This window comes from Chitinibacter sp. GC72, assembly GCF_009760905.1.
GTDB lineage: Bacteria > Pseudomonadota > Gammaproteobacteria > Burkholderiales > Chitinibacteraceae > Chitinibacter.
The window spans coordinates 96245-120016 of the sequence record NZ_VIRW01000006.1 but is presented as its reverse complement, the minus strand read 5'-3'; the positions used below and the strand labels follow the sequence as shown (position 1 = coordinate 120016).

Sequence of the window (23772 nt, the reverse complement as noted above, 5' to 3'; positions counted from 1 at the left end):
TTTTACAACGTTTGCAGGCCGTACTTTAGCGGCTGGGCATTTTTAAACAATGAGCAATTTTGCTTTCAACGTTCAAGGTGTGGTGATGACGACTTTAGCGATGGCGATGTATCAGTTGGTGCATCAATTCCCCGGTGGTAGCGAGGCGCTGAGCGCGGCAATGGGTAAGGCTGGGGTTGATTGTGGGGCGTCTACGCTGCGCAATAAGGTGAACCCGAATCAGGCCACGCACAAATTGAATGTGATTGAGCTCGATACCCTGATGGCGATTACCGGTGATTACGGGGTGATCCATGCGCTGTGCGCGAATCATGGCTTTGTGGCGGCGGCGGTGGATCGCGATGCGCCGGCGTGTGATCTGGCGGTGTTGGAGCTGGTGACGCGGGTGTGGCGGGCGAATGGTGATGTGGGCAAGGCGGTGGACGATACGCTGGCCGATGGGGTGGTGCAGCACTGCGAGGTGCAGAAGGTGCGCAGCGAGGTGTACCGCATGCAGGCCGCGCTGAATACCTTGCTGATTCGCCTTGAAGGCATGGCGCAGTAATGAGCCGCGCCAAGCCGAGGCCGATGTTTGCGCCGCACATGAGCTTTGTGCAGGTGCAGCTGAATAAATCGGCGTGGCTGGTGGGCAAGGTGAAGCCGAGTGAGAAAAAGCAGCAAGCCAAAAAAGTATGCGCGCTGCTGCTGATGAATTTGAAGGCGATGAATGATGCCTAGTTCCGTTTACAAAGACCCCACGTTTGATCAGGCCTACGCCAATCTGGAACGCGAAAAGCGCGTGACCCTGGCGATGAGCGCCAAGCTGATCCGTGATGCCCAAAAGAAAGCTGACCCGGAGCATATCCGCATGATGCAGCGCAAGCGGGATCGGCAGCTGATGATGGCGATGAAGCGGGCGGGTAAGCGGTGAAATTTGAGCCAGTGACCCCGTATTACGCTGCAAGCGAACAAGGGTATCGGCTGGTGAAGCATTTTAGCGATGGTGTGCCGACGTATGCGGCATGGCATCCGGTAGATAAGTGGCTGGCGTTTAATTTGGCGACAGCAAAAGAGGCGGCGATGGTGTGCCGTGAGCATTGGGAGAAGGGGCGTGATTGAAGGTTTGATTTCCACAATAAAACGGCGCTATACTGCTGGCACGGTGCTCGAAACACCAATACCAAGCAGTATCCGCGCCCTTGTCTGCAAAGCGCGGCTTTCTTTTGCCCGTCAAAGATCAATGGGCGAGGAGGGGCGTTCCGTGAGGGCGTCCGCACGGCTTGGTACGTGTTTCGAACTCTCTCGCCCACCCCTATTCCGTCGAAAGAATGTGGGTGGCTCTAAGTCTCGCCAAGGAGCGCCCATCATGCTGAACACAGCCCAAAATCCGTCTGATTTATTTTGTACCCCCGAGCAGTATTTCGTTCCAAACCCCGCTGTATCTCGTATTGAAGTTGATGCCCTCTATTGTGCTTTGCTGCGCGCTGAGGCGATTGTGGTGATGTTGCAGGGCCAGTTTAATGGCTCGGGTGATGTTCAGTACAACAACGAAATCATCGCCAATGCCCTGTGGGCGGTGGAAGGCTGCATCGAGCAGGCCAAAGCCATCACCCTGCAGCCCAGCGTGGTGCGTCAAGGGGGTGCGGCGTGATGGGTGATCCAGTTCGATCTTCTACGTCTTTTCCCGCTGAATTGACCGACCGTAAGCAGTGGTTGGTTTGGCGATTTGAGGATGGTGAGGCGGGTAAAAAACCGCGCAAAATGCCGTATTACGCCAATGGTCGCCGTCGTGCGGGTACGCAGGGTGATGACGGTGATCGTGCTGCGCTGGTGACATATGCTGAGGCGCAATCAGCGGTGGCTGCTGGCCGATTTAGCGGCCTTGGTTTTGCGTTTTTGCCTGGTGATGGCCTGATCGGTATTGATATTGATGCCGCATTTGGTGAGGAGGGTGAGCGCAAGGATCGTGCCGAGGGGATTATCAAGGCGTGCGGCTCGTATACCGAATGGAGCCCGAGCGGCACGGGCGTGCATATTATTGTTGAGGGTGAGACCAAGACCTTTAAAGATAATGGCGTGGGTGTTGAGGTTTTCTGCGGGCGTCAATTTTTTACGATGACGGGTAATTCCTACCATCCAGACCCGCTGCCAGTCATGCCGATCCGTGCAGAGGTGTTGCAGCGTTTGTACGATGTGGTCAAGGGCAAGGTTAATCCCCCTTCAAATTTGCCCAAAGTTCAACCCGTTGCGGTAGCCCATGGTGGGGTACAAGCAGTGAATGACGAGCTTGACCCGCAGCGACTTGAGGGGGCTTTGTCGCATGTTGATTGCGAGGACTATCACCTGTGGGTGGATGTGGGCATGGCGTTGAAAGCAGGGCTGGGTGAGTCTGGCTTTGCTTTGTGGGATCGCTGGTCGGCTAAGTCGGCGAAGTATGGCGGCTCTGATTCTTTGTATCGTAAGTGGCAGTCGTTTACCAATTTGAGCAGTATCGGTGTGGGGAAGATTTACCGTGCCGCGACTGATGCAGGCTGGCGGCCTGCTCGACGTGAGCCGGGTTATCAAAAAAGCATTTCTACGCAACACTGGGCTTGCGCAGAGCCGGTGCAAGAGCCGCTGCCTGCGCAAGCCGAAGGTAGGGTAGAAGAGGGTATGCCGGTCGAGCAGGATGATTGGCTAGATGAATTGGTGGTGAATCCAAAGACCGGGACATATAAGGCTGTGCTTTACAATGTGCATTTGATTTTGATGCACGATTTGGCGTGGCGCGGGGTGATTGCCTACAACCGATTTGCAAAACGAATTGAGAAGTTAAAATCGCCGCCGTATTTTGGTGGCGAAGTGGGGGCGTGGTCTGATGTCGATACGACCAAGACGCTGATGTGGTTGCAAAAGCGGTACGACTTAGATTTGAAAGATTCGAGTGTGGTTGATCGTGCTGTGTTGGCTGTGGGGCAGGATTGCTCGTTTCACCCTGTGCGGGAGTATTTGGATTCGCTGCGCTGGGATGGTGTTTCTCGCTTGGCACATATTTTTAATGATGTGTTTGGGTCGCTGGAGTCGTATGCGGGGGAGGCGGGTCAGAATTTTATGGTGGCGGCGGTGGCGCGGATTTATCAGCCTGGGTGCAAGGTAGATGAAATGATCGTGCTTGAAGGGCCGCAAGGCGCGCAAAAATCGACGGCGATTCGTGGTTTGTTTTCGCCCAGATTTTATCTTGAGCAGTCAGAGGATCCGTCTGGAAAAGATTTTTATTTGTGCTTGCAGGGTAAGTGGGGGATTGAAATTGGTGAAATGAATTCATTCCGCCGTGCGCAGGATTGGACTGCGGTGAAGTTGGCGATCTCGCGGCGTACCGATAAATTCCGCGCGCCGTATGATCGGCACCCAATGGAGCAGGATCGCGAGTGCGTATTTTTGGGAACAACGAATGATGATGAATGGTTGAATGACCCAACTGGCGGGCGGCGGTTTATTCCAATTAAGGCTATGCAGATTGGTGATTTGCCATTGATTGAGGCTAATCGGGATCAGTATTGGGCTGAGGCGGTGGCGCTTTATCGTGCAAAGCATAAGTGGTGGGTTTACTCCGAAGGGGTAATGGAGGAGCTTGAGTTCGAGCGTGATGCGCGGCAGTTGTCGGATTCGTGGATTGAGCCGATTACGCGCTGGCTGGATGGTCGCGGGAAGTCGAATGACTATGAGGGTATGACAGGCCCGATCAATAAAGCGACCACCAATCAGATATTGATAGGTGCAATTGGCTTTTCGCAAGACAAGATCATGGAGCGGCACGAGCAGCGGGTGGGGAAAATAATGAAGCGCTTGAAATGGCATAAGCGGCGGGGTTCTGCTGTTGCAGGCAGTAATTATCGTCCGTGGGTATTTATCCGCCCAGAAAGCGATTGTGTCTAGGGTTTGTCTATGGTTGTCTACCGTGACAAATTCAAGCAAAGCCTTGCGTTTGTTGGGTTTGTCTAGGTTGTCTACCGTGTCTATGGTTGTTTTGCGTCCCCGTACGCGCACACGCGGGTGTGTAATATATATTATTACCTTGGACAAGGTAGACAAGGTAGACAAAGCTAGTGTTTACGCGGGTTTAGATGCTTTTGGCCTTGGACAAACCCCAGACAAACAGTGGACAGATAAATTGAATCACCTTTGGAGACTAAAATGACAGGCGAGCAGGCAATGAAACAGGCAACAGAGACCGCGCATTATTATTTGGTGAGTGCGGTTCGGATGATTGATTGCGAGTTTGGCGAGGGTTATGCCAAGAATAATCCGGCTGTTCTGGCTGCATTCATTCAGGTTTGTGCTCAGGACTATCACACAGCAGCAAGCTCTGGGGTGATAAGTGGTTTAGGGTAGTCCCATTTTAAACGCGACTACTTACCCAGCGCCCTTCGGGGTGTTTTGTTTTTGGGGTAGAATAGTCGTAAATACAAAGCACTAGGGCAAAGACCTTAGTAGCGTGGTGGCCTCCGTGGGGTATTGACGGGAGGCAATATGCAGTTATTAGTAAACTTTGATGCGCAGTTGAAAGCTTTGGCTCGTTTGAAGGAGTTGGAGTTTGAAAGCTCGGGTGGTTTTGCTCAGGCTAAGTATGGTGAGTCGCTGGGTGGTGGTGCTTGTCTTGATATGTTGCCCAGTGGGTTTGTGTACCAGGTGCGGATTACCGGGATTGATGATCGGTCGTATGTGTTTCAACGTGCCGATCTTGAGGCGACTGATCGGTTGATTCGCAAGTTGCCGAATTCATCTGACCGCGAGGTCTTGGCGCTGGTGTACCTGACTTATGGTGATATGGTTGATAAGGCAGCGTATTTGGGTTTGAGCAAGCAGACGTTGAATTATCGGCGTAATGCGGCGGTGCATCGCTTTGCACATCACTGGCAACAGATGAAGCAAGGTGCGGTGAAGTTGCCGCTGGGCGCTGGGGTTCGTGGGCGTTTTGTGGTGCAGGAGGCGGCAAATATTTAAAAAAAGGTGTTGACGCCAATTTTTACCGTGTTGTACGATTCAGCTATCGTGAACAAAGTTGCGTTCAGATGAATAACCCGCCCAGTGAGGCGGGTTTTTTATTGCCTAAAATTTGATGCTAGCGGCGGCGGGCCGTAACTAAACGATGAGGTGTGCATGGCTTTTCAGTTGAAGGACCCAGTGAAATTGGCTTTGTCAGGTGAGCGCGGCTGCGTGGTTGGGGTTGCTCAGTACGTTGATAGTGGTGATTTTATTCAGGTTTCATATTTGGCTGCGACAGGTGAGCAGAAGAAGGATTGGTTTACTGTTTCAGAGTTGGTTGCTGAATAAATAATTGATTGTTTAGTGAGAGAAGCCCTGCATCGGTGACGGTGCGGGGCTTTTGCGTTTAAGGGGTTTGTATGCAACGAGCGAGGTTTGAATCGATTTATCGTGGGTTATCAAATATTGCTCGCAAGGTTTATGACGCAGTGCCTATTGGTGATGCATGGTCAAAAGCGCTTATTACTCAAGAAATTCGCAGGGTGACGAAGACCTCGACTGATGCTCGTGTGATTGACGGTTGTCTTTCTTCTCTGGTGGAGAATGGGTTGGTGCGAGAGCCGACACGTGGCGCATTTGTTCGGGTGAAGGTTGTAGGTGGGCTGGGCAGTTTAAAAGTTTCTTCAAGTCCTGAGGTTGAGAATATGGCGGTGAAGTCTGAGAAGGTTGAAAAGTTATCTTTGCGTCTTGCTGGCTTGGTCACGACATTGACCTCCGTGGCTGAAGAGATTGAGTCAATTTCGATTGAGGTTGATGCTCAGTTGTCGGCGGTTGGTGATGAGTTGGGTAAGTTGCGACAATTAAAATCTTTGCTTAAAGATCTTGGTTAATCACATTTGAAATGTGGAAATTAATGAGCCCTGCTGCAGCAATGTGGTGGGGCTTTTGCGTTTGTATTGATGGCCGCCGCTGTGTGGCTCTGAACAGCTTTGCCTTCCTCCCAATCTCAAGGCAACGCACGCAGGGCGGCTTTCAATGCAGATGCTTGCAATCGTTTCGCTGGCTGGCCTGACCCGTGGGTCGATAATCGCTTGAGTGCGCAGCCGCTGGCTCCTGTTTCAAACCCTTTGAGGTGCTGTGATGATTACGATCAAGATTGATCAGCAGCAGATAAAACAGTTGGGGGCTCAGCTTGAGAGGAAGGTGTTGCGGTGCACGGCGATTGCGATGACCAAGACGGCCTACCACGCCAAAGCTGAGGCGCAAGCGGAGATGCGGCGCGTCTTTGATCGGCCAACCCGGTTTACTTTGAACTCGATGCGGGTGCGTGGCGCTACTTATCAAGGTGGTCCGCAGACCCGCAGCGATGCGAGTGGCAATTCTTATCAGATCAAGTCTGGTCGAACGAATCTGTCGGCGTCGGTTGAGTTTCAGGATGCGGGTGCTGCTGGGCATTGGATTGCGGTTCAGGCGACTGGTGGGCTGCGGCACATGAAGCGTTTTGAATTGGCTTTGCAAGCTAGGGGGGCTTTGCCTTCTGGGTATCAAGTTGTTCCCGCTAGAGGCGCACCCTTGGATGCGTACGGCAACATTAGCCGGGGCTTTATCATGAAGGTGATTAGCCAGCTTGGCACGGAGCTGATGCCTGGCTATTCGAACACCAGTAAAAAAGAGAAGGTGATTGCGGCTAACAAGCGCCGCAATGGAACGTTCTTTGTGATGTTGCCGGGCAACAAACAGAGACTTCCTCCTGGGATTTATCAGGGTATTCAAGGGGGGCTTGGATGGAAAACCCGCATGGTGCTTGCCTTTGTTCGTCCTGCTGTCTATCAGCGCCGACTGGATATTGATGGTGTTGGTCAAAGAGCCGTTGATCGACATTTCGAACACGAATTCTCAAGGGCGTTCGGCTCGTGATGGGGCAGTCTGACGGCATTGCCCCATCCTTAGTCGATTTTGTAAGGCTCACGGGTCCTTCCTAGCCCTCCGTGGCACGGGTAATTCGAACCCCGATCTCGCGCTAGGCGCTGGGGTTGAAAGTTACTGAAATTCAGTCTTACTTAAGTCACTGAAATGATAGGTTTTTACTATGACTACGCTAGCCAAAAAGGGCGAATTTGCTGCCCTGATGGGCTGGTCGCCAAGTTATGTGACTGAGCTGGGTAAGAAGGGTCGGCTGGTTTTTGCCCCTTGCGGCAAGCTGATTGATGTTGATGCTACGCTTTTGCAGCTGGAAAAGACCGCCGACCCAAGCAAGCAGGGCGTGAAAGAGCGTTGGGCCGATCAGCGAGGGGATTTGCCCGACCCTCCAAAGTATCAGGAAGGCGATGCAATCATGCCGCCTGATCTGGTGCTTGAGTATGACTACCAAGTTGCCCGTGCCAAGCGCGAAACCCACTTGGCGAATATTGCTGAGCTCGATGAGCGCCAGCGGCTGGGCCAGCTGGTCGATATCAATATCGTGATGCAGGCCATCACCGATCTGGCTGCTGCTTTTCGCGCCGCTATCGAGCGCTTGCCTGATCGTATCGCGCCAGTGCTGGCAGCAGAGTCTGATCCAAAGATTATTTACCAACTGCTCGATGATGAAGGTGCCCGCATGCTTGATGAGCTGGTTCGTAACACCGAGCAGTTGCCCGCCACGATTAGCGCGGCCAAAAAATCATAAGCCACCATGAACCCACACGACCTGCCCGATGCCTACAAGATCGCATGCGAAGCTTGGGCGGCCGGATTGCGTCGTCCGCCTCGGGTCTCGGTCAGCCAGTGGGCTGATGAAAATCGCGTACTGACCGAATCAGAGACCAGTGAGCCGGGCTTGTGGCGTACCGATCGCGTGCCGTTTATGCGCGAGATCATGGACAACCTCAGCCCATGGTCGGATGTTGAGCGCACGGTATTTATCAAGTCCACGCAGGTGGCGGGTACCGAAGCGCTGATCAACTGGATCGGTGCGGTGATGGATCGCTACGGCGGCCCCATGCTCGTGGTCGAGCCGACCATTGAAGTGTCCGAGCTGCTGAGTCAGCAGCGCTTGAGCAATATGCTCTCTGCGTCGCCTTCGCTGTCCAAAAAATTTGCCCAGCAAAGCCGCGACAAGAAAAACAAAGCGCTGCTCAAAGAATTCCCCGGCGGTATTTTGCGGCTAGCCGGTGGCAATTCCGCTGCCAGCCTGCGCTCGATGCCGGTGAAATACCTTGGCCTCGATGAAGTCGATGCCTATCCGGGCGATCTGGACGGCGAGGGTGATCCGGTTGGTCTGGCTGAAGAGCGGACCAACAACTTCCCGCGCCGTAAAGTACTGCTGGTTTCAACGCCCACCATCAAGGGCGCCAGCCGGATCGAAGTTGAATACGAGCGCTCAGATCAGCGCCGCTACCATGTGCCATGCCCGCATTGCGGCGAAATGCAGCATCTGGAATGGGGCAATCTGCGCTGGTCGCAAAATGCCGCGGGTGAAGTAGACCGCGCTTGGTACATCTGCCGCGAATGTGGCTGCCACATTGAAGAGCACGAAAAGCCCAAGATGCTGGCCGCCGGGCAGTGGGTCGCCAAATACCCTGAGCGCACCACCCGAGGCTATCACATCAATTCGCTGTATTCGCCGCTGGGGCTAGGGCGTACATGGCGGGAACGGGCGCAGCAATGGCTGCACGCGCAAGGCGATGTGGTCGAGCTCAAGCGCTTTGTAAACACCTGCTTGGGCGAAACTTGGGAAGACCGCCGCGGCGCGCTTGATGCCGATGAGCTCAAAGCCCGCGCAGAGCCGTTCAAATTCCGCACCATTCCGGTCGGCTGCTTGCTGCTCACGCTCGGTGTCGATACGCAAGATGACCGCTTGGAGCTGCAGCTGCTCGGCTGGGGTCGTGATGAAGCTAACTGGGTGATCGATTACCACATCATTCACGGCAGCCCAACACTCGATGAAACATGGGACAAGCTCACCGAATACCGCCAGCGCGCTATTTACAACCAGTTCGGCATCCCAATGCGCATCATGGCCACGGCCATCGACTCAGGGGGGCATCACACGCATGACGTTTACAACTATTGCCGGAAATGGCAGCACGAGCGCGTATTTGCAATTAAAGGCAGCTCAACGCCCAATAAAGCCATCCTCGGCAAGCCCAGCTTGCAAGATGTCGATTACAAAGGGCAAATGCACAAGCAAGGCGTGCAGCTGTGGCTTGTCGGGGTCGATACCGCCAAGTCTACGCTCAGTGAGCGCCTGAAAGCCGACGCAGAAATCGAGATCACGCGCCGCAAGGTGCATTTCTCGATTGATCTAGGCGAGGATTACTACAAGCAGCTCACCGCAGAAGCCTACGACCCCGAGAAAAACCGCTGGGTCAAACGACGCGGCCGCCGCAATGAAGCGCTCGATACCTGGGTGTATGGTTACGCCGCCGCGCTGCACCCTGATATTCGGATTCACGCCAGCCGTGAAGCCGACTGGATGCAGCTGGAAAACCTATTGCAGCCGAGAGTTGGCGATTTATTTGCCGCATTACCTAGTCAGGGTATTGAGCCAGAAGGCAATAGAGAATTAGTTCAGAAAGATATACCCAAAGAAATAACCCCAAGCAACCCGCCCGATGGCGGGTTTTTTAATGCCGCCGAGAATAGCGAGCCAGAAACCGACTGGCTCGCGGGTCGGGGCGATGACTGGTTGGAGAGATAAATCATGTTCGGGCTTTTGAATCGCGCTGTCTCTGTTGCGGTGAATGTAGCGGTAGTACCTGTTGCCGTGGTCGCTGATGTGGTGACGCTAGGTGGGTCGCTAACTGACCAATCAAAGCCATATACGGCTCAGCGAGTCGGTAAGGCGTTTGATCAGGCAATGAAAATGGCTGATGAGGTAGGTAAAGACTGATGGCCGCCACTCAAGCCCAGCTCGATGCGCTGAACGCCACGATTGCCAGCGGTGAGCTGGAAGTCGAATACGACGGCAAGCGCATTCGCTACCAAAGTACCCAAGCCCTGCTGCTGGCGCGCGCTGATCTTGTAAGTCAATTGGCCGCGCAAAACGCTCAGTTTTATACACCGACCTCGGCCGTGGCCGAATTTTCGAGGGATTAACCATGTTCATGCGCATTCTGGCCGCCATGGCCTTCGCATTTCGCGGCGCTTTGCCGGTGTTCCAAGTGCCAGCTGGTTACCCGCTTGGCTCGTCGCGCCGTTCTGGTGCGGCAACGTTCAAGCGTGCGGCCAGAAAGCGCCGTAATCAGTTAAAGGCGCGTCGTCATGTGGCTCGATAACGTTATTGGCTACTTCTTGCCGCGTGCTGGGCTAGATCGCTTTGCGGCTCGGCAGGCCTTGCAGCAAGTGCGCGCTTACGAGGGCGCAAAATCGGGGCGGCGCACCTCGGGCTGGAACACCACGGGCGGCTCGGCTAACGCCGAAATCAGCGCATCAGCCCCAAAGATTCGCGAGCGTAGCCGCGATCTGGCGCGCAATAACCCGTATGCGGTGAGCATCTTCGACAAATTTGTCGCGCATGCCATCGGCACCGGCATCAATGCGCGCTGGTCGGACGATGGCGTCAATGAGTTGTGGAAGCGCTGGATGAAAGTCGCCAGCGCTGAAGACGGGCTGGATTTCAACGGTCTGCAAGAGCTGGCTGCCCGCACGATTGAAGAATCGGGTGAGGTCATTGTGCGCTTGCGCACCCGCCGCCCCGAAGACGGCATGGAGGTGCCACTGCAGATTCAGTTGCTGGAGCCAGATCACCTCGATCACCTCAAGACCGAAGATCTGGCGGGCGGTGGCTACATTATCAACGGCGTCGAATTTAACTCGATTGGCAAAGTGGTTGCTTACTGGCTGTTTGACCGTCACCCCGGCGAAGTGGGGCGGCTGTTCAAATCCATGCAGGCCAAGCGGGTCGATGCCGCCGATGTGTTGCTGGTGTTTCGCAAGAAACGCCCAGGGCAAGTACGCGGCATGCCGCGCCTGGCGCCGGTGATTATGAAGCTGCGTGATCTGGATGATTACGAAGACGCCGAAATCGTCCGCAAAAAAATCGAGGCCTGCTTTACCGCCTTTGTGACGACTTCCGACGCTAGCCGAGCGCTCGGGCAGCAAACCGATGATGGCAAAGGGGGTGGTCCACGCAAAAGCCGCGTGGCGCCGGGGCAGATTGAATACCTCAAGCCGGGTGAAAGCGTCGAATTCGGCCACCCAACGCCATCCGGTGATGGTGAATTCAGCCGCCGCCAGTTGCGGGCGGCATCGGCAGGCGCGGGCTCAACGTATGAAATGACCACTGGCGATCTCTCGCAAGTCAATTACAGCTCGGCACGGATTGGGCTGATCGATTTTCGGGCGCTCACCGAGCAGTGGCGCTGGTTGATGTTTGTGCCGCTGTTTTTAACGCCGATTGCCGACCGCTGGCTATTGCTGGCCAAGCTCAGCGGCAAGATTAAAGCCCCAGCCAAGATCACGGTCGAATGGTTTACGCCGCGCTGGGAATACGTCGATCCGGTCAAAGACGCCAAAGGTGAGCTGATGCTGGCCGCAGCGGGCGTGTATGACCTGACCGACCTGCAGATTGGTCGCGGTCTGGATCCGAAAACCCAATGGGCCAAGATCGTCGCCACACACAATCTGGCCAAAGCCGCAGGCATTACGCTCAATTATGGCGGCGTGCCGATTGCCGAATCAGCGGCCGAGCCAGATCAACCTAACAACCCCGCCTAGTGCGGGGTTTTTTATTGGAGTGGGTATGTCGCAAAGCAATACGACACAAGCCAACACCCTGCCACTCGCCACCCGATCCGCGCCGGTGCTTAGCGTCGATGGTGATCAGCGCAATTTGACATTGTGCTGGACCACGGGCGCCGCGGTGCGGCGTTACGACTGGTATCGCGAGCGCTATTACACCGAAGTGCTTGATGTCTCGCCGGATGCCATTGATATGACCCGGCTGAATGCGGGTGCGCCGCTGCTCAATTCGCATTACAGCTGGTCGCTTGAATCGGTGTTGGGCTCAACCCAACGCGCCTGGCTTGATGAGGCAGAAGGGCTGGCCGAAGTTAAGTTTTCCAAGCGTGAAGACCGCACCGGCCTGTGGCAAGACATTCAGGACCAGATCATTCGCCATGTTTCGGTTGGCTACGTGATCAACCGGGTGCGCATGGAGCAGGACGAAGAAGGCAACTGGACTTACACCGCCACGCGCTGGACGCCCTACGAAATCAGTCTGGTGCCGATTCCGGCTGATGTGGGTTGCGCCGTGCGCTGCGAGCCGCCACCCAAGCCCGATCAGCAGCTACGGGAGTTTCCCGTAGACATTGAAATCATCCAGCGTGCGGCGGATGCCGGACCTGATGAGCGCCCACCCAAGGGCGAAAACGCAGTAAACCCTCCGGCATCCGCCGATCTTGAATCACAACGTAATGAGGAAATCATGGATAAAACCCCAGAACAATTGGCCGCAGAGCAAACCGCGATTCGTGAAGCGGCTAAGCAGGAAGAGCGTCAGCGTTCCGCAGAGATTCGCGCCAATGTGCGCTCGGCAGGCTTGGATGCGGCTATTGCCGATGATCTGGTCGAGCGTGGTGCCAGTGTTGCTGATGCCAATACCGAAATCATCAAGCAGCTGGCCGCGCGTAGCGAGAAAAACCCAACGCGCACACCGCATGTGCAAACCACGGTCGATGAAACCGAAACCCGCCGCGCAGGCATGCAGGAAGCCTTGGCGCATCGTGCCGACCCGAGCAAAGCGCTGTCGGATAATGCTCGTCAATATCGTGGTATGCGCCTGTCGGATATGGCGCGCGCCTGCGTGGAAGCGGCTGGCGGCAATACCCGTGGCCTGACCGTCGATGAGATCGCCGCGCTCGCGCTCAATCAAACCCGCGCGGCAGGTATGCACAGTAGCAGTGATTTTGGCTTTATCACCGCCGCCACCATCAATCGCAGCCTGCGTGAGCACTACGAAGCAGCAGGCCAGACCTTCTGGCCGCTGGTTAATCGTGCTACCGCTACCGATTTCAAAGACAAGTACATTGTCCGCATGGGTGGTCAGCTCAAGCTGGAAAAAGTCGGTGAACACGGCGAATACAAGTACGGCAAGCTGTCTGATAGCGGTGAAAAATACGCGGTTGAGACCTACGGCAAGATCATCGCCATCACCCGCAAAACCATCATCAACGATGATCTGGATGCGTTCAGCCGCATTCCGCGCTTTTTCGCGCAAGAAGCGGCCGATCTGGAAAGCGATCTGGTCTGGGGCTTGATTACCGGTAATCCAACGATGATGGATGGCAAATCTCTGTTCCACGCCGACCACGGTAACGTTGCTGGCGCGGGTGGCTCACTTTCCGAGGCCACGTTGTCTGAATTGCGCCAGCTATTGGCGCTGCAGAAAAACGAATCGGGCAAGCCGATGAATCTGCAGGGTAATTTCCTGCTCTGCCCAGTGGCACAAATGACGACGGCGCAAAAGCTACTGACCGCGGTGGCCGCGGCCAAAACCGGCGATGTGAACGTATTCCAGAATGCCTACACGCCGATTTTCGAGGCGCGCCTGGATAACGCCAACAATAAATCGTTCTATCTGGCCTCCGGCCCAGCCCGTACCGACACCATCGAGATTGCCTATCTCGAAGGTCAGGAAGGCCTCTACACCGAAACGCGCGAAGGCTTCAACGTCGATGGCATCGAGATTAAAGCGCGCCTCGATGTGGGTGTGGGCCTTGGTGATTACCGCTGGATTACCCGTAACGTCGGCGCTTAATCGCGCATGAATCAGCCCACTTCGGTGGGCTTGTTTATTTCTACTCAAGGATATTGAACATGAAAAATTTTATTCAGCCTGGTGCAGTCATCACGCTACTGGCGCCAGCGGCATTGGCCAGCGGTGATGCGGTGTTGGTGGGCTCGGTGTTCGGTGTTGCCGCCACGGCGGCAGCCAATGGTGCGCCCGTCGAAGTGAAGCGGGAAGGGGTATTCACCTTGCCTGCGCTCAATACCGATACCGCCACCGTGGGTGCCAAAGCCTATTGGGACAATACCAATAAGCGCACAACACCCACCGCCAGCGGTAACACCTTGATCGGCGCTTATGTTGCCGCCAAGTCCAGCGGCGATACCACAGCCGCCGTGCTGCTTGACGGCACTATCCGTTAATGACTCCGGCGCGCTTCTTTACTGCGTTTGCGCGGCATGGGCTGTTGGAGTGGGTGCGCATTTTTACTGAGCAAGGCTCCGTCGATGTTCAGTTGGGTGTTAGCGAAGAAAGCCAGCCTCAGTTCGGCTTTCAGGCGTTGACGGTTCGTTTGGAATGGCCAACCAGCCTTGATGTCGTGATCGATGTGGATACCGAGCTGATTTTGCTGCACGAACGCTGGCAAAACCAGCGTTGGCGGGTGTCAACGCCGCCCGCAGGTAATGGTTTTTTAAGCGCCTCACTACAAAAGGTATCCCCCCCATGACCGCACTCGAACGCATCCGTAATGCCCTCACCGACACGATCCGCGCCACGCTGCCCACGGTGGCGATTGCGCCTACCGAAGACGCCGCTTTTGCGTCAACGGTACCGCTGGCGGTGATTGTGGTGCCGCTTGATGCCGAGCCATCGGCGCTAAAGGTGTGTGGGTATACCGTGGCCGATCAGCCTTATGCCATTTCAGTGCTGGCGCGCGGGGTTGATCCGGTCGCGATGATCGAGGCCGCTGATGCGCAGATTTATGCCGCGATTCATGCGGCTGATCGGCTCGGTGATGCGCGCTGGGTATGGAAAGGAGATCGCTGGGAACACTCGCAGATGGGTGATGGCAGCTATGCCATCAAGCGGGTGATTTTCACGGCCACCTACCAGCTGCCACTCGGCCAGCGCTAGTTTTTCCTGTTTTTTCCCTTCCAAACCGCCAGTTGATCTCGATTAGTTGGCGGTTTTTTTATGGAGTTTGAAAATGTTCTTCCCTGATGAAACCCGGATTTACTTCCAGTCTGCAGAATCTGCTGCGCAAAACCTCACTGCGGTTACCGCGGGCAATCCCGCTGTGATTACCTATGCCGGTACTGATCCGGTCAATGGCGATCTGGTGGCCTTGTACGATGTATTCGGCATGACTCAGATCGACCAGGCGCTGGTACAGGTATCGGCGGTCAACGGCACGGCCAATACCTTTGAAGCCAAAGATCAGGACTTCACTGGCTACGACGCCTTCACGTCCGGCAAGATGAAGGTGGTGACGCTGGGCAATGAGATCACCCTCGCCACGGGCTTCTCCAGCTCGGGCGGTGAGCCAGAGTATGCGGAATGGAAGCTACTGTGGGATAAGGTGAAACGCCGCAAGCAGATCTCCACCAGCGCCATCAACTTTGAAATCCCACTGTTGTGGAAGCCGCTCGATCCGCAAATGAAGGCCATCCAGCAAGCGGCCGATAGCGGCAAAACACTGGCGTTCAAATTTCGCTTCAAAGGCGGCATGGACATGCTGTTCTTCGGCGAGATTGCTTCCAATTCGCTGCCTACCGGCATTTCGGACGGCAAGCCAGTGGAAACCAAAATCAGTATTTCAATGAATAGCCGCCCGCGCTACGTGTCGTATTAATCCGCGACCCAAGCACAAATCCAATTCAATCCAGTTTAACCCCGCCCGCCCACTGATCGCAGTTGGCGGGCTTTTTTATGCCAGGAAAAAACCATGTTCAAACTCACACCAAACCCCACTTTTATCGCTGCTGTTGCGCTGTCTTTGCCGGGTGAAGCCAAGCCGGCCAATGTCAAGATCACCTTCAAACACCTGGTTCGCCCGCAGATCAAGGCCTTTTTTGAAGGTCTCGAAGGCAAGACCGATGGTGAAGCGCTGGCCGAGATTGTGACCGGCTGGGAAGGCTTTGATGCCGAGTTTAGCCCAGAAGCGCTGGCTGAACTGTGCAGCAACTACCCGAAAGCCGGGGGCGAGATTTTCACCGCCTTCAAGCGTGAACTTGTGGATGCACCCACAAAAAACTAAAAGCCATCGCGCGGCGCTTTGCCCAAAACCGGCTTAAAAAGGCGCCCGCCGCTGGCGGTGTGCCCGACGCCTTTGGTGATGTGCCGCCCCAGCTAATGGCCCTGTGGGCTACGCCGCGCGATGACGCCCCCGATCAGGTCGAGGTTTACCCCGAGCACTGGACTGCGCTGAGTGTGTTTTTAGCCATGCAAACCCAGTGGCGCGTGGGCTTTGGGGGTGAGACAGGGCTGGACTACAGCGCGCTGCCGATGGTGTACGACTGCATGGGCATTGAGCCCGGCGAGAAGTCCGCCGTGTTCGACGCCCTGCGCCAGCTCGAAATCGAAACGCTCACGGTCTGGGCGAAAGAGAAAAAAGATGGCTGATAATCAAGTCAAAATTAAGATTACTGCCGATACGCAGGGTGTGGAATCGGGCACCCGGCGTGCCAGTGATGCGATCAGCAAAATGGATCGTGATCTGGGGAGTGCCGGGCAGGGTGGGGGCGCTGTGGCGCGTGCTGCGCGCGAAATGGCAAACCAGCTCAATGGCTCTGCCGCTGCTGCTGCGGGCTTGGCCAATTCGCTCAGTCGTGTAGATGGCATGGCCGTGTCGGCGTTTCAAGGCAGTGGCGTTGCTGATTTTACTCAGGCTTTGCTTGGGGCTGGTGCCGCCGCTGCCGGCCTATCAAAGCTGGTGAGTGTTGAGCGCGAATTTGGCAATCTCAATGCCCAGTTGAAAACCGCAACCGGTTCGGCTGAGCTGGCTAAGGCCAAGTTTGCCGAGCTGCAAGGCCTTGCTGGCGATCTGCCCGAGTCGCTGGCTGATACAGTCGGTGCATTTGTTAAGCTGAAAAACCTGGGGCTTGATCCGTCTGCCAAGGCGATTGAGAGCTACGCCAATACCGCAGCGGCGGTGGGTAAGCCGCTGACCCAGATGATTGAAGCCGTCGCCGATGCCGCCACGGGTGAGATGGAACGGCTGAAAGAGTTTGGCATTACCGCGCAGAAGAATGGCGAGGAATTCCAGCTTACATTCCAAGGCGTCACCACCACAGTAAAAAACAACGCCCAAGAGATCGAGGGCTATTTGCGCCGCTTGGGTGAGGTTCAATTCGCCGGCGCCGCCGCCGAAAAAATGGCGACGATGGAAGGCGCGATTTCCAATCTGGGCGATGCCTGGGATGGTACTTTCCGCAAGATCAACGATTCTGGCGTTGGCGGCGCCATGACTGCGACCATTCGTGTGGTCGCGGATAATATGGATACCTTGGCTGTCGTCGCCGGAGGTCTGGCGGCTGTTTTGTCGGGGCGGGTGGTGGCAAGCATGGCGCAGGCAGCACAGGCTGCGCTGGCTACTTCAGTGGCGAGCCGGGAGGCGGCGCGTGATGCGGCCTTGCAGGCGCAATCGGCGCTGCAACGCGCCGCAGCTGAAAAGTCTGCGGCCGATGCAAAGCTGCTGGCGGCCCGTAATGCAACTCTGGCTACGCAGCAGCAAATCGCAGATGATCGTGCGCGCTTAGCTTCGACCATTCAGGTTATCAAGGCAGAAATAGAGCTTGAGCAAGTCCGTCTCCGGGCTCAAATATCTGACACTGGCCGTGCCGCCCGTGTGCGTGAAATGGCCGCGCTCAGTTTGCAGTTGGCTGCAGCTGAGCGAGCTCAGGCGTCTGTAGGGTCTCAGCTTGTTGCAGTGCGACAAGCGCAAACTTTGGCGACCGAAGCGGCAGCCGTGGCCTCTGGTCATCTTGCCCAAGCGCAAATTGTTGCGAATTCGACTGCGCAAGCCGCTGGTGCGGGTGTATCGATGTTGGGACGTGCGGTGGGGTTGCTTGGTGGTCCAATCGGTGTGGTTACCACTTTACTGATGGCAGGATCTGCTGCGTGGGCACTATGGGGGGATAGTAGCGAAGGTGCCATTGAACGGGCTGATGCGCGACTCAATGAGCTGCAGAAAGAGCGCAAATTTGGCACCGGTGTAGTGGGCGATCTCAATGAAGGATTGAGTGAGGTCAATAAGCAATTAGAAGCCCTGAATGAAAAGAAAAACCGCATTCAGGGATTAATCTCAACTGCAGATCCCGTCATGGCCGAGCGTTTGAAGGTCGGGCTTGCGGGGGTTGAAGGCGAAATCACAGCCGCTAGTGCGAAGCAGAAGCAATATAACGCTGAATTAAAGCTGGCTACCGATCAGGCGGCGGGTTTAAAAGCGCAGATGGGTGGTGTGGCAGCGGCAACTGGCAATGCCTTGTCTGCTTTTCTGGGGCTTACCCGTGCGGGTCGGTATGACGCTGCGGTGCAAGAATTGGGCGCGAAATACGGCAAGACGCTGGCCGAAGCTGCTGGTAATCCGGTGGCGATTGCGCAGGCCAAAAAAGCCTATCAGGAGCTGCGTGCCGAGCTGGATAATAGCTTCAAGCCTGCGGTTTCCAATGTTTCCAAGGGGGTGAGCGAAGCTCAGCGGGCATTTGAAAAAGCCACTGAAGCCGCCGCCAGCTTCGGCGAATCGCTATCCAAGCGCTTGGCTGAAGAGGGTTTAGATGAATTTGGCAAGCTGCGCCTCGAGGCTGAAAAGCTCGCTAAACCCTTGGCGGACAGCACCAAGCAGTTGGATGACTGGACCGCGCAAATCGACAAGCTGCGCAGCGCCAAGTTTGCGCGTGAAGAGCTTGATCGGTTGAACAAAACCTTTGCCGAGGCCGCCAAGGCCAATGCCGATCTGGTTGCGTCGGCGCGGCAGGAAGCGGAGATTTTCGGCTTGAGCAAAGTCGAAATCGCCCAGCTGAATTTAGCTAAAAAAGAGCTATTGCTCACCGATCTGCAGCGCGAAGCGGCCAGCGGCGCGGGCATTAATACGATGGATACCGAGCTGAAACTGCTCAAAGACCAGATCGCGGCAATGCGTGAGGCCTTGGGCTATCAGCAGCAGCTGGCCGATGCGGAATTTGGCGCTGAGCAAGCCAAAATCGCCGCCGATGCAGCGCGTAAATCACGGGAAGAGTGGCAAAAAACCGCCGATAGCATGACGCAAGGTATTAGCGATGCGCTAATGCGGGGATTTGAGAGCGGAAAAGACGCAGCCAAAAATTTCCGCGACTCGCTAGTCAATATGTTCAAGTCCACCGTGCTGCAGCCTCTGGTCAAGATTGGCGTGGTGGGTGGCATTAATGCGCTGGGGCTTGGGGGTATTGCGGGTACAGCAAATGCGGCCACGCAAAATACAGAAATGCTCAATACCCTGTCCAGTGGGCTGGGCACCTTGCTCACCAAGGGCGCTGGCTTGTTGGGTATCGGCCAGATCGGTACTTCGGCTTCCGCTTTGGGTTTAGGGCTGGGGACTGCATCAGTCGCTGGGCAGGGAGCCACAGCCGCCGCCAGCTCACTGGCCACTTCGCTGGGCGGCTTGGCTAGCGGCATTACCGCCGCAGTGCCCTATATCGGCCTAGCTATCGCCGCTTTTTCGCTGCTCAAAGGGGCATTCAAAGGCGAAACCCGCAGCGGCGCTGGCTTTAGCGCAAACGCAGCAGGGCAAATCTGGCAGTCAGAAGGCCCGAGTGGCGGCGATTTTACTGGCGGTGCGGCGGGCAAATCGCTGGCTGAAATGATCAAAACCGCCAACGGTATATTGAATGCCGTGGGTTCTACGGTTTCCGTCACCGGTGCTTACGGCGGGCTGGAAACCAGTACGCGCGGCAAAGGTGGCGTTTTTGCCGGGGGCACGCTCAGCGATGGCAGTGTGTTTGGTAAAACCTTTGCGCAGTCGTTTCGCGGTAATTTCAGCGCGGATGAGGCCGCCAAAGCATACTCTGCCGAGCTCAACGGCGCGATCATTGATGCGCTGAGCAAATCAGACATCCCCGCCGCGGTGCGCAGCATCATCGATGCCGGTGGCGATGTGGGCGAGATGGTCGCCAAGATCAGCGCGCAGGCCACGCAGGTGCAGCAGTTCAGCGCCCTGATTGCGCTGATGCCATTCGGCAATCTGGCCAATCTCGGCTACGACGCCAAAGATGCGCTGTTGGCGCTCAACGGTGGGCTGGAAGGCTTGTCGGGCAGTATCAATAGCTATTATCAGAATTTTTATTCTGAATCCGAGCGCAGCGCCCAAGCGCTGAAAAACATGACCGACAGCCTGTCCGGGGTCGGCGTGGCCGTGCCCGCGACCCGCGATGCATTCCGCGCGTTGGTCGATTCGCAAGATCTGACTAGCGAATCCGGCCGCAAGACCTACAGCACTTTGTTGCAAGTGGCAGGCACGTTTGCCGAGCTGAACCCGATCTTGAACGACACAGCCAATGCGGCCAAATCGTTTAAAGAAGTGGCCAGCGAGCGCTATGGGCTGGAAACTCAGCTGCTGCAGCTACAAGGCAACACGGTTGCGCTGCGTGAGCGGGAAAAAAACGCGCTCGACGCCAGCAATTGGGCGCTGTTTGACCAGATTACCGCGCTGCAGGATCAAAAAGCCGCACTCGATGGTCTGAGCGCTGCCGCCTCATCGGCCTTTGCTGGTTTAGAGCGCAGCGTGGCGGCTGAAAAAACCGCGGCTGGCAAAGCACTGAATGTGCGGCTTGATGCGCTGCAGGCGCAGAAAGACGCAGAGACCAAGGCGTTTGACGACCAAAAGGCTTTGCTGATCAAGCAAAACAGCGACCAGCTGCAGGCCATGCGTACGCAGGCCGACAATCTAGCTTCGGGTTATCGCTCGCAGATCGATGCGGCGCGGGGCGTGGCTGACCGCTGGCGCAGTCTGGCCGGGGAAGTGACGAGCGCTTACGACCGCGTGACTTCCGGCTCGGTGCAATTTGGCGAGCTGCGCTATGCGCAAGCCAAGCAGGCGCTGGCGCAAGCGCTGGATTTGTCACGCAAGGGGCAGTTTAACCCGAGCGAAGGCTTTGCCGATCAACTCAAGGGGCTGGACCGGCTCGACGAGGGTTTGTTTGGCTCGCAACAAGACTTTCTGCGCGAGCAATTGCGCGTGGCCGGCATGTTGCGTGAGCTGGGCAGCGCTGCAACTGGCCAGATCAGCAGCGCAGATCGTCAGATTGCGCTGCTGGAGCAAAGCCTATCGGCGGTGCAAAGCAGTGGCTCGGCCTCGATTGCCGCGTTTGAAAAGAGCTCGGCAGACCAGCTGGGCTTGCTTGATGCGCAGCACAAAGACAATCAGCAAAAGCTCGACGATCAAATCAAGCTGGAAAAAGACCAGTTTGACGCGAATATCGAGCGGCTCGATGGCCTGCTGGTCAACGCTAAAGAAGCCTTGGAAATCGCCAACGGCACCTGGCAAGAGACGCGCGATTTAAAAACCGCGCATCAGCAGTATGCCGAAGCACTGGTGGTATTGATGCAAGCCCAGGGCGAGCGCAGCAGCGCCGCCGAAGCGCGCATCGAGCAGCTGGCGCAAGCCAATGCCGATCTGCTGGCCGAGCTCAAAGCGCTGCGCAGCGATGCCGCCGCGCAAAATCGGGCGATTGCTGAAAACACCGCCAGCACGGCCAAAGTGCTCAAACGCTGGGAAAACGAAGGCCAACCCGAGGTGCGTACATGACGTTAAAAATTGTCGAGCCGCTGGCGGTGGTGGATAGCAAGCTCACCGCCAGCAATGTGCTTGAGACTGACTATCCCGCGTGGGTGTCGGGCTCGCCTTACGCCGTGGGCGCGCGGGTGATCCGCACGCAAACCCATTCGGTGTACGAGCGTGCAGCCGCAGGCGCGGGCACCACCGCGCCCGAGCTGGATACCACCAGCTGGCTGCGCGTAGGCCCAACGAATCGCTGGGCGATGTTTGACAGCATCAACAGCACGGCCACTACCCACGCGGGCAGTATCGTCGTCGAGATCACGCCGGGGCGGGTGTGCGATGCCATCGGCCTGCTCAATCTCGATGCCGATACGGCGCGCATTGAAGTGATCGACCCGCTGGAAGGTACGGTGTACGACCGCACGGTGCAGTTGATTGACAACAGCGAAGTGCTTGACTGGCGGTCATGGTTTTTTGCACCGATTCGTCGGCGAAAAACGCTGGTGCTCACCGATTTACCCGCTTACGCCACGGCCAAAATCCGTCTCACGCTCAGCGTCGCCAGCGGTAATGCGCAGTGCGGCACGCTGATTGTCGGGCGCGTCGTCAAGTTCGGCTACGGCGTTGAAGCCGGGGCGCGGCATACGTTGCTCGATTTCAGCCGCCGCGAGCGCGACCGCTGGGGCAATTACGATCTGAAAAAAGGCAATAACGCCCGCGAAGTGACGTGGGCCATGAAGCTGCCGAACAACCAGCTCGACGCCATGGATGCTTTTTTTACCCGGTTGCTCTCGGTACCGTGCTTGTGGATTGCCAGCGAGCAATACGATGTCACCGTGGTGTACGGCATTTTTGAGGATTTCTCGACCGTGATCCAGTACGCCGAGATCTCCGACTGCAATTTAACGATTAAAGGGTTGATTTAATGGACGAAATGCCAACTATTAATCCATTGCCGCCAGTGCCCGCGCGCACCGACGATGGGGATGTTTTTTCCGACAAAGCCAATGTGTTTGTGGCAGCGCTGGTGCCCTGGACAACGCAGATTAATGCGCTGGCCAGCTACTTGAGCGGTGCGTTTACAACGGCGATGACGGCGCTTAAAAACGCCGCCGCCGGTAGCGCCAGCGCCGCCAGTGCGAGCGAATTGGCAGCGGCGGGTAGTGCATCGGCGGCAGCGCAAAGCAAAGATCAGGCGCTGGCGTACAAAAATACAGCAGAAGCAGCAGCAGCGGCCGCCCAATCTGCTGCGGGCTTACCGAGTCTGACTGGTAACGCGGGGAAGGCTTTAGTCGTCAACGCCGCGGGTGATGGGGTTGAATTTTCTTTCCCTTACGCGGCAGCGGCCAATGTGCCATCAGCGGCCACCACTAATATCGGCGCAACGACTACAGAAAACATCACGATTACAGGCACGACAACCATCTCGTCATTTGGTGTGGCGAATGCGGGCCTGCGGCGTGTCTTGCGCTTTACCTCGGCTTTGACACTAGTTCGCAATGCAACAAGCTTAATTTTGCCAAACCCAGGGAATCTGGCCGTGGCAGCAGGCGATACGATGGAAGTGGTGTCTCTGGGGTCGGGCAATTGGTTGTGCCTTTGGTATCAGCCAGTGAAAGGTGTAGTCACTACCGACATTGGCTTTGGCGCGGTGGGCTCGTTTGCGCTTTGTTGTTGGAACGGAGCCTCAACTACGCTTGCCGCTGGCTCTGTCGTTGCGGGGAGTAGCCTTCTGACGGTTGAGTTGAATCAGGACCAGATTTTCCCATCTGGGGCTAGCTTCAGTGGCACGTGGCGTTTACTCAATGCCATTAGACCATCCTATCAGTTTGCACTCGCGCAAAGGATCGCATAAATGAAGATCAAAAATCCGAAACACAACAGCACGGGCGGGATTGATTGCGAAATTGAGCATCATTTATTGGGCTGGATTCCGTTCACCGCGACACCAGACGACACAGAAATAATGGGCCGCGAAATATACGCGGCGGCGGTGGCGGGTGACTATGGTGAAATTGCGCCGTACACAATATCCGACGAAGCCTTGCGGGCTGACTTGCACCGCCAAATCCAGCGCTGGCGCGACCAGCAAGAGAACGGTGGTGTTGATCACATGGGGCATCGCTGGGATACCGACCAAGCTGCGCGAGATCGCATTCAGTCTGCTTTGCTTGCGGGATCAAACCCACTGGGGTACTGGACGAGTGCCGACAATGTAAATGTGGCGATGGACATCGCTGGGTTGCAGCAGTTATGGAGTGTAGTCGTGCAGCGTGGCGCAGCGATCCATGCGCGGCAGCGAGAAATGAAAGATGAAATCGCAGCCTTGAGTGGGGTCGCCTTGCTCGACTATCAAATCAAGTAA

General features: G+C 56.1%; 28 protein-coding genes. All 28 read left to right on the top strand.

The features are described 5' to 3' along the window. Nucleotides 1-85: 85 nt before the first annotated feature. The gene (locus FLS37_RS07850) at nt 86-544 is read left to right on the top strand and encodes a phage regulatory CII family protein (protein WP_157669310.1); all 459 of its coding nucleotides are present in this window, start codon (nt 86-88) and stop codon (nt 542-544) included. Beyond that, a complete protein-coding gene (locus FLS37_RS07845) occupies nt 544-717 on the top strand; it encodes a hypothetical protein (protein WP_157669309.1) in 174 nt (57 codons plus the stop codon). Before FLS37_RS07850 ends, FLS37_RS07845 begins: the two co-directional genes overlap by 1 nt. Further along, complete coding sequence (locus FLS37_RS07840; RefSeq protein WP_157669308.1) at nt 707-910, top strand: hypothetical protein; 204 nt, start codon at nt 707-709, stop codon at nt 908-910. The genes FLS37_RS07845 and FLS37_RS07840 overlap by 11 nt, the downstream gene beginning before the upstream one ends. Continuing rightward, nucleotides 907-1098 carry a hypothetical protein gene (locus FLS37_RS07835; protein WP_157669307.1) on the top strand — a complete coding sequence of 64 codons (192 nt, stop codon included), beginning with the start codon at nt 907-909 and terminating at the stop codon, nt 1096-1098. Before FLS37_RS07840 ends, FLS37_RS07835 begins: the two co-directional genes overlap by 4 nt. A 247-nt stretch (nt 1099-1345) precedes the next feature. Then, nucleotides 1346-1630: a hypothetical protein gene (locus FLS37_RS07830; protein WP_157669306.1), complete on the top strand. Its 285-nt coding sequence runs from the start codon at nt 1346-1348 to the stop codon at nt 1628-1630. Then, the gene (locus FLS37_RS07825; RefSeq protein ID WP_157669305.1) at nt 1630-3894 is read left to right on the top strand and encodes a VapE domain-containing protein; all 2265 of its coding nucleotides are present in this window, start codon (nt 1630-1632) and stop codon (nt 3892-3894) included. Before FLS37_RS07830 ends, FLS37_RS07825 begins: the two co-directional genes overlap by 1 nt. A gap of 258 nt (nt 3895-4152) precedes the next feature. Further along, nucleotides 4153-4350: a hypothetical protein gene (locus tag FLS37_RS07820; protein ID WP_157669304.1), complete on the top strand. Its 198-nt coding sequence runs from the start codon at nt 4153-4155 to the stop codon at nt 4348-4350. Between the two features lie 138 nt (nt 4351-4488). Beyond that, entirely contained in the window at nt 4489-4962 is a 474-nt protein-coding gene (locus FLS37_RS07815; protein WP_157669303.1) for a hypothetical protein, read from the top strand. Between the two features lie 156 nt (nt 4963-5118). Beyond that, the gene (locus FLS37_RS07810; protein ID WP_157669302.1) at nt 5119-5292 is read left to right on the top strand and encodes a hypothetical protein; all 174 of its coding nucleotides are present in this window, start codon (nt 5119-5121) and stop codon (nt 5290-5292) included. 71 nt (nt 5293-5363) lie between these two features. Further along, nucleotides 5364-5834 carry a hypothetical protein gene (locus FLS37_RS07805; RefSeq protein ID WP_157669301.1) on the top strand — a complete coding sequence of 157 codons (471 nt, stop codon included), beginning with the start codon at nt 5364-5366 and terminating at the stop codon, nt 5832-5834. A gap of 250 nt (nt 5835-6084) precedes the next feature. After that, entirely contained in the window at nt 6085-6861 is a 777-nt protein-coding gene (locus FLS37_RS07800) for a hypothetical protein (RefSeq protein WP_157669300.1), read from the top strand. 172 nt (nt 6862-7033) lie between these two features. Then, nucleotides 7034-7612 carry a hypothetical protein gene (locus FLS37_RS07795; protein ID WP_157669299.1) on the top strand — a complete coding sequence of 193 codons (579 nt, stop codon included), beginning with the start codon at nt 7034-7036 and terminating at the stop codon, nt 7610-7612. 6 nt (nt 7613-7618) lie between these two features. Then, nucleotides 7619-9625 carry a phage terminase large subunit family protein gene (locus FLS37_RS07790; protein WP_157669298.1) on the top strand — a complete coding sequence of 669 codons (2007 nt, stop codon included), beginning with the start codon at nt 7619-7621 and terminating at the stop codon, nt 9623-9625. Nucleotides 9626-9628: 3 nt separating this feature from the next. Then, the gene (locus FLS37_RS07785; protein ID WP_157669297.1) at nt 9629-9817 is read left to right on the top strand and encodes a hypothetical protein; all 189 of its coding nucleotides are present in this window, start codon (nt 9629-9631) and stop codon (nt 9815-9817) included. After that, nucleotides 9817-10023 (top strand): phage head-tail joining protein, encoded by a 207-nt coding sequence (locus FLS37_RS07780; protein ID WP_157669296.1) that lies wholly within the window; start codon nt 9817-9819, stop codon nt 10021-10023. The genes FLS37_RS07785 and FLS37_RS07780 overlap by 1 nt, the downstream gene beginning before the upstream one ends. A 2-nt stretch (nt 10024-10025) precedes the next feature. Next, nucleotides 10026-10202 carry a hypothetical protein gene (locus FLS37_RS07775; protein ID WP_157669295.1) on the top strand — a complete coding sequence of 59 codons (177 nt, stop codon included), beginning with the start codon at nt 10026-10028 and terminating at the stop codon, nt 10200-10202. Then, nucleotides 10189-11643 carry a phage portal protein gene (locus FLS37_RS07770; RefSeq protein WP_157669294.1) on the top strand — a complete coding sequence of 485 codons (1455 nt, stop codon included), beginning with the start codon at nt 10189-10191 and terminating at the stop codon, nt 11641-11643. Before FLS37_RS07775 ends, FLS37_RS07770 begins: the two co-directional genes overlap by 14 nt. 25 nt (nt 11644-11668) lie before the next feature. Then, nucleotides 11669-13684: a prohead protease/major capsid protein fusion protein gene (locus FLS37_RS07765; RefSeq protein WP_157669293.1), complete on the top strand. Its 2016-nt coding sequence runs from the start codon at nt 11669-11671 to the stop codon at nt 13682-13684. A gap of 59 nt (nt 13685-13743) precedes the next feature. Continuing rightward, nucleotides 13744-14076, top strand: a complete 333-nt coding sequence (locus tag FLS37_RS07760; protein ID WP_157669292.1) for a DUF2190 family protein — start codon at nt 13744-13746, stop codon at nt 14074-14076. Continuing rightward, nucleotides 14076-14381: a hypothetical protein gene (locus FLS37_RS07755; protein WP_157669291.1), complete on the top strand. Its 306-nt coding sequence runs from the start codon at nt 14076-14078 to the stop codon at nt 14379-14381. The genes FLS37_RS07760 and FLS37_RS07755 overlap by 1 nt, the downstream gene beginning before the upstream one ends. Beyond that, the gene (locus FLS37_RS07750; protein ID WP_157669290.1) at nt 14378-14788 is read left to right on the top strand and encodes a hypothetical protein; all 411 of its coding nucleotides are present in this window, start codon (nt 14378-14380) and stop codon (nt 14786-14788) included. The genes FLS37_RS07755 and FLS37_RS07750 overlap by 4 nt, the downstream gene beginning before the upstream one ends. A 73-nt stretch (nt 14789-14861) precedes the next feature. Further along, complete coding sequence (locus tag FLS37_RS07745; protein WP_157669289.1) at nt 14862-15506, top strand: phage tail tube protein; 645 nt, start codon at nt 14862-14864, stop codon at nt 15504-15506. A gap of 93 nt (nt 15507-15599) precedes the next feature. Then, complete coding sequence (locus FLS37_RS07740; RefSeq protein ID WP_157669288.1) at nt 15600-15911, top strand: phage tail assembly chaperone; 312 nt, start codon at nt 15600-15602, stop codon at nt 15909-15911. Between the two features lie 59 nt (nt 15912-15970). After that, nucleotides 15971-16276 (top strand): DUF1799 domain-containing protein, encoded by a 306-nt coding sequence (locus FLS37_RS07735; protein WP_198314534.1) that lies wholly within the window; start codon nt 15971-15973, stop codon nt 16274-16276. Next, nucleotides 16269-21434 (top strand): hypothetical protein, encoded by a 5166-nt coding sequence (locus FLS37_RS07730; RefSeq protein WP_157669287.1) that lies wholly within the window; start codon nt 16269-16271, stop codon nt 21432-21434. Before FLS37_RS07735 ends, FLS37_RS07730 begins: the two co-directional genes overlap by 8 nt. After that, the gene (locus tag FLS37_RS07725) at nt 21431-22333 is read left to right on the top strand and encodes a hypothetical protein (RefSeq protein WP_157669286.1); all 903 of its coding nucleotides are present in this window, start codon (nt 21431-21433) and stop codon (nt 22331-22333) included. The genes FLS37_RS07730 and FLS37_RS07725 overlap by 4 nt, the downstream gene beginning before the upstream one ends. Further along, nucleotides 22333-23262, top strand: coding sequence for a hypothetical protein (locus FLS37_RS07720; protein ID WP_157669285.1), 930 nt, complete (start codon nt 22333-22335; stop codon nt 23260-23262). Before FLS37_RS07725 ends, FLS37_RS07720 begins: the two co-directional genes overlap by 1 nt. Then, on the top strand, nt 23263-23772 hold the full coding sequence (locus FLS37_RS07715) for a DUF4376 domain-containing protein (protein WP_157669284.1): 510 nt from the start codon (nt 23263-23265) through the stop codon (nt 23770-23772).

What these genes read in the sequence shown, in the direction of transcription:
- FLS37_RS07805 (WP_157669301.1), top strand. Translation starts at nt 5,364, where the DNA reads ATGCAACGAGCGAGGTTTGAATCGATTTATCGTGGGTTATCAAATATT.
- FLS37_RS07810 (WP_157669302.1), top strand. Translation starts at nt 5,119, where the DNA reads ATGGCTTTTCAGTTGAAGGACCCAGTGAAATTGGCTTTGTCAGGTGAG.
- FLS37_RS07820 (WP_157669304.1), top strand. Translation starts at nt 4,153, where the DNA reads ATGACAGGCGAGCAGGCAATGAAACAGGCAACAGAGACCGCGCATTAT.
- FLS37_RS07840 (WP_157669308.1), top strand. Translation starts at nt 707, where the DNA reads ATGATGCCTAGTTCCGTTTACAAAGACCCCACGTTTGATCAGGCCTAC.
- FLS37_RS07745 (WP_157669289.1), top strand. Translation starts at nt 14,862, where the DNA reads ATGTTCTTCCCTGATGAAACCCGGATTTACTTCCAGTCTGCAGAATCT.
- FLS37_RS07800 (WP_157669300.1), top strand. Translation starts at nt 6,085, where the DNA reads ATGATTACGATCAAGATTGATCAGCAGCAGATAAAACAGTTGGGGGCT.
- FLS37_RS07770 (WP_157669294.1), top strand. Translation starts at nt 10,189, where the DNA reads ATGTGGCTCGATAACGTTATTGGCTACTTCTTGCCGCGTGCTGGGCTA.
- FLS37_RS07775 (WP_157669295.1), top strand. Translation starts at nt 10,026, where the DNA reads ATGTTCATGCGCATTCTGGCCGCCATGGCCTTCGCATTTCGCGGCGCT.
- FLS37_RS07755 (WP_157669291.1), top strand. Translation starts at nt 14,076, where the DNA reads ATGACTCCGGCGCGCTTCTTTACTGCGTTTGCGCGGCATGGGCTGTTG.
- FLS37_RS07780 (WP_157669296.1), top strand. Translation starts at nt 9,817, where the DNA reads ATGGCCGCCACTCAAGCCCAGCTCGATGCGCTGAACGCCACGATTGCC.
- FLS37_RS07790 (WP_157669298.1), top strand. Translation starts at nt 7,619, where the DNA reads ATGAACCCACACGACCTGCCCGATGCCTACAAGATCGCATGCGAAGCT.
- FLS37_RS07825 (WP_157669305.1), top strand. Translation starts at nt 1,630, where the DNA reads ATGGGTGATCCAGTTCGATCTTCTACGTCTTTTCCCGCTGAATTGACC.
- FLS37_RS07750 (WP_157669290.1), top strand. Translation starts at nt 14,378, where the DNA reads ATGACCGCACTCGAACGCATCCGTAATGCCCTCACCGACACGATCCGC.
- FLS37_RS07795 (WP_157669299.1), top strand. Translation starts at nt 7,034, where the DNA reads ATGACTACGCTAGCCAAAAAGGGCGAATTTGCTGCCCTGATGGGCTGG.
- FLS37_RS07715 (WP_157669284.1), top strand. Translation starts at nt 23,263, where the DNA reads ATGAAGATCAAAAATCCGAAACACAACAGCACGGGCGGGATTGATTGC.
- FLS37_RS07740 (WP_157669288.1), top strand. Translation starts at nt 15,600, where the DNA reads ATGTTCAAACTCACACCAAACCCCACTTTTATCGCTGCTGTTGCGCTG.
- FLS37_RS07720 (WP_157669285.1), top strand. Translation starts at nt 22,333, where the DNA reads ATGGACGAAATGCCAACTATTAATCCATTGCCGCCAGTGCCCGCGCGC.
- FLS37_RS07850 (WP_157669310.1), top strand. Translation starts at nt 86, where the DNA reads ATGACGACTTTAGCGATGGCGATGTATCAGTTGGTGCATCAATTCCCC.
- FLS37_RS07830 (WP_157669306.1), top strand. Translation starts at nt 1,346, where the DNA reads ATGCTGAACACAGCCCAAAATCCGTCTGATTTATTTTGTACCCCCGAG.
- FLS37_RS07725 (WP_157669286.1), top strand. Translation starts at nt 21,431, where the DNA reads ATGACGTTAAAAATTGTCGAGCCGCTGGCGGTGGTGGATAGCAAGCTC.
- FLS37_RS07760 (WP_157669292.1), top strand. Translation starts at nt 13,744, where the DNA reads ATGAAAAATTTTATTCAGCCTGGTGCAGTCATCACGCTACTGGCGCCA.
- FLS37_RS07785 (WP_157669297.1), top strand. Translation starts at nt 9,629, where the DNA reads ATGTTCGGGCTTTTGAATCGCGCTGTCTCTGTTGCGGTGAATGTAGCG.
- FLS37_RS07815 (WP_157669303.1), top strand. Translation starts at nt 4,489, where the DNA reads ATGCAGTTATTAGTAAACTTTGATGCGCAGTTGAAAGCTTTGGCTCGT.
- FLS37_RS07845 (WP_157669309.1), top strand. Translation starts at nt 544, where the DNA reads ATGAGCCGCGCCAAGCCGAGGCCGATGTTTGCGCCGCACATGAGCTTT.
- FLS37_RS07765 (WP_157669293.1), top strand. Translation starts at nt 11,669, where the DNA reads ATGTCGCAAAGCAATACGACACAAGCCAACACCCTGCCACTCGCCACC.
- FLS37_RS07730 (WP_157669287.1), top strand. Translation starts at nt 16,269, where the DNA reads ATGGCTGATAATCAAGTCAAAATTAAGATTACTGCCGATACGCAGGGT.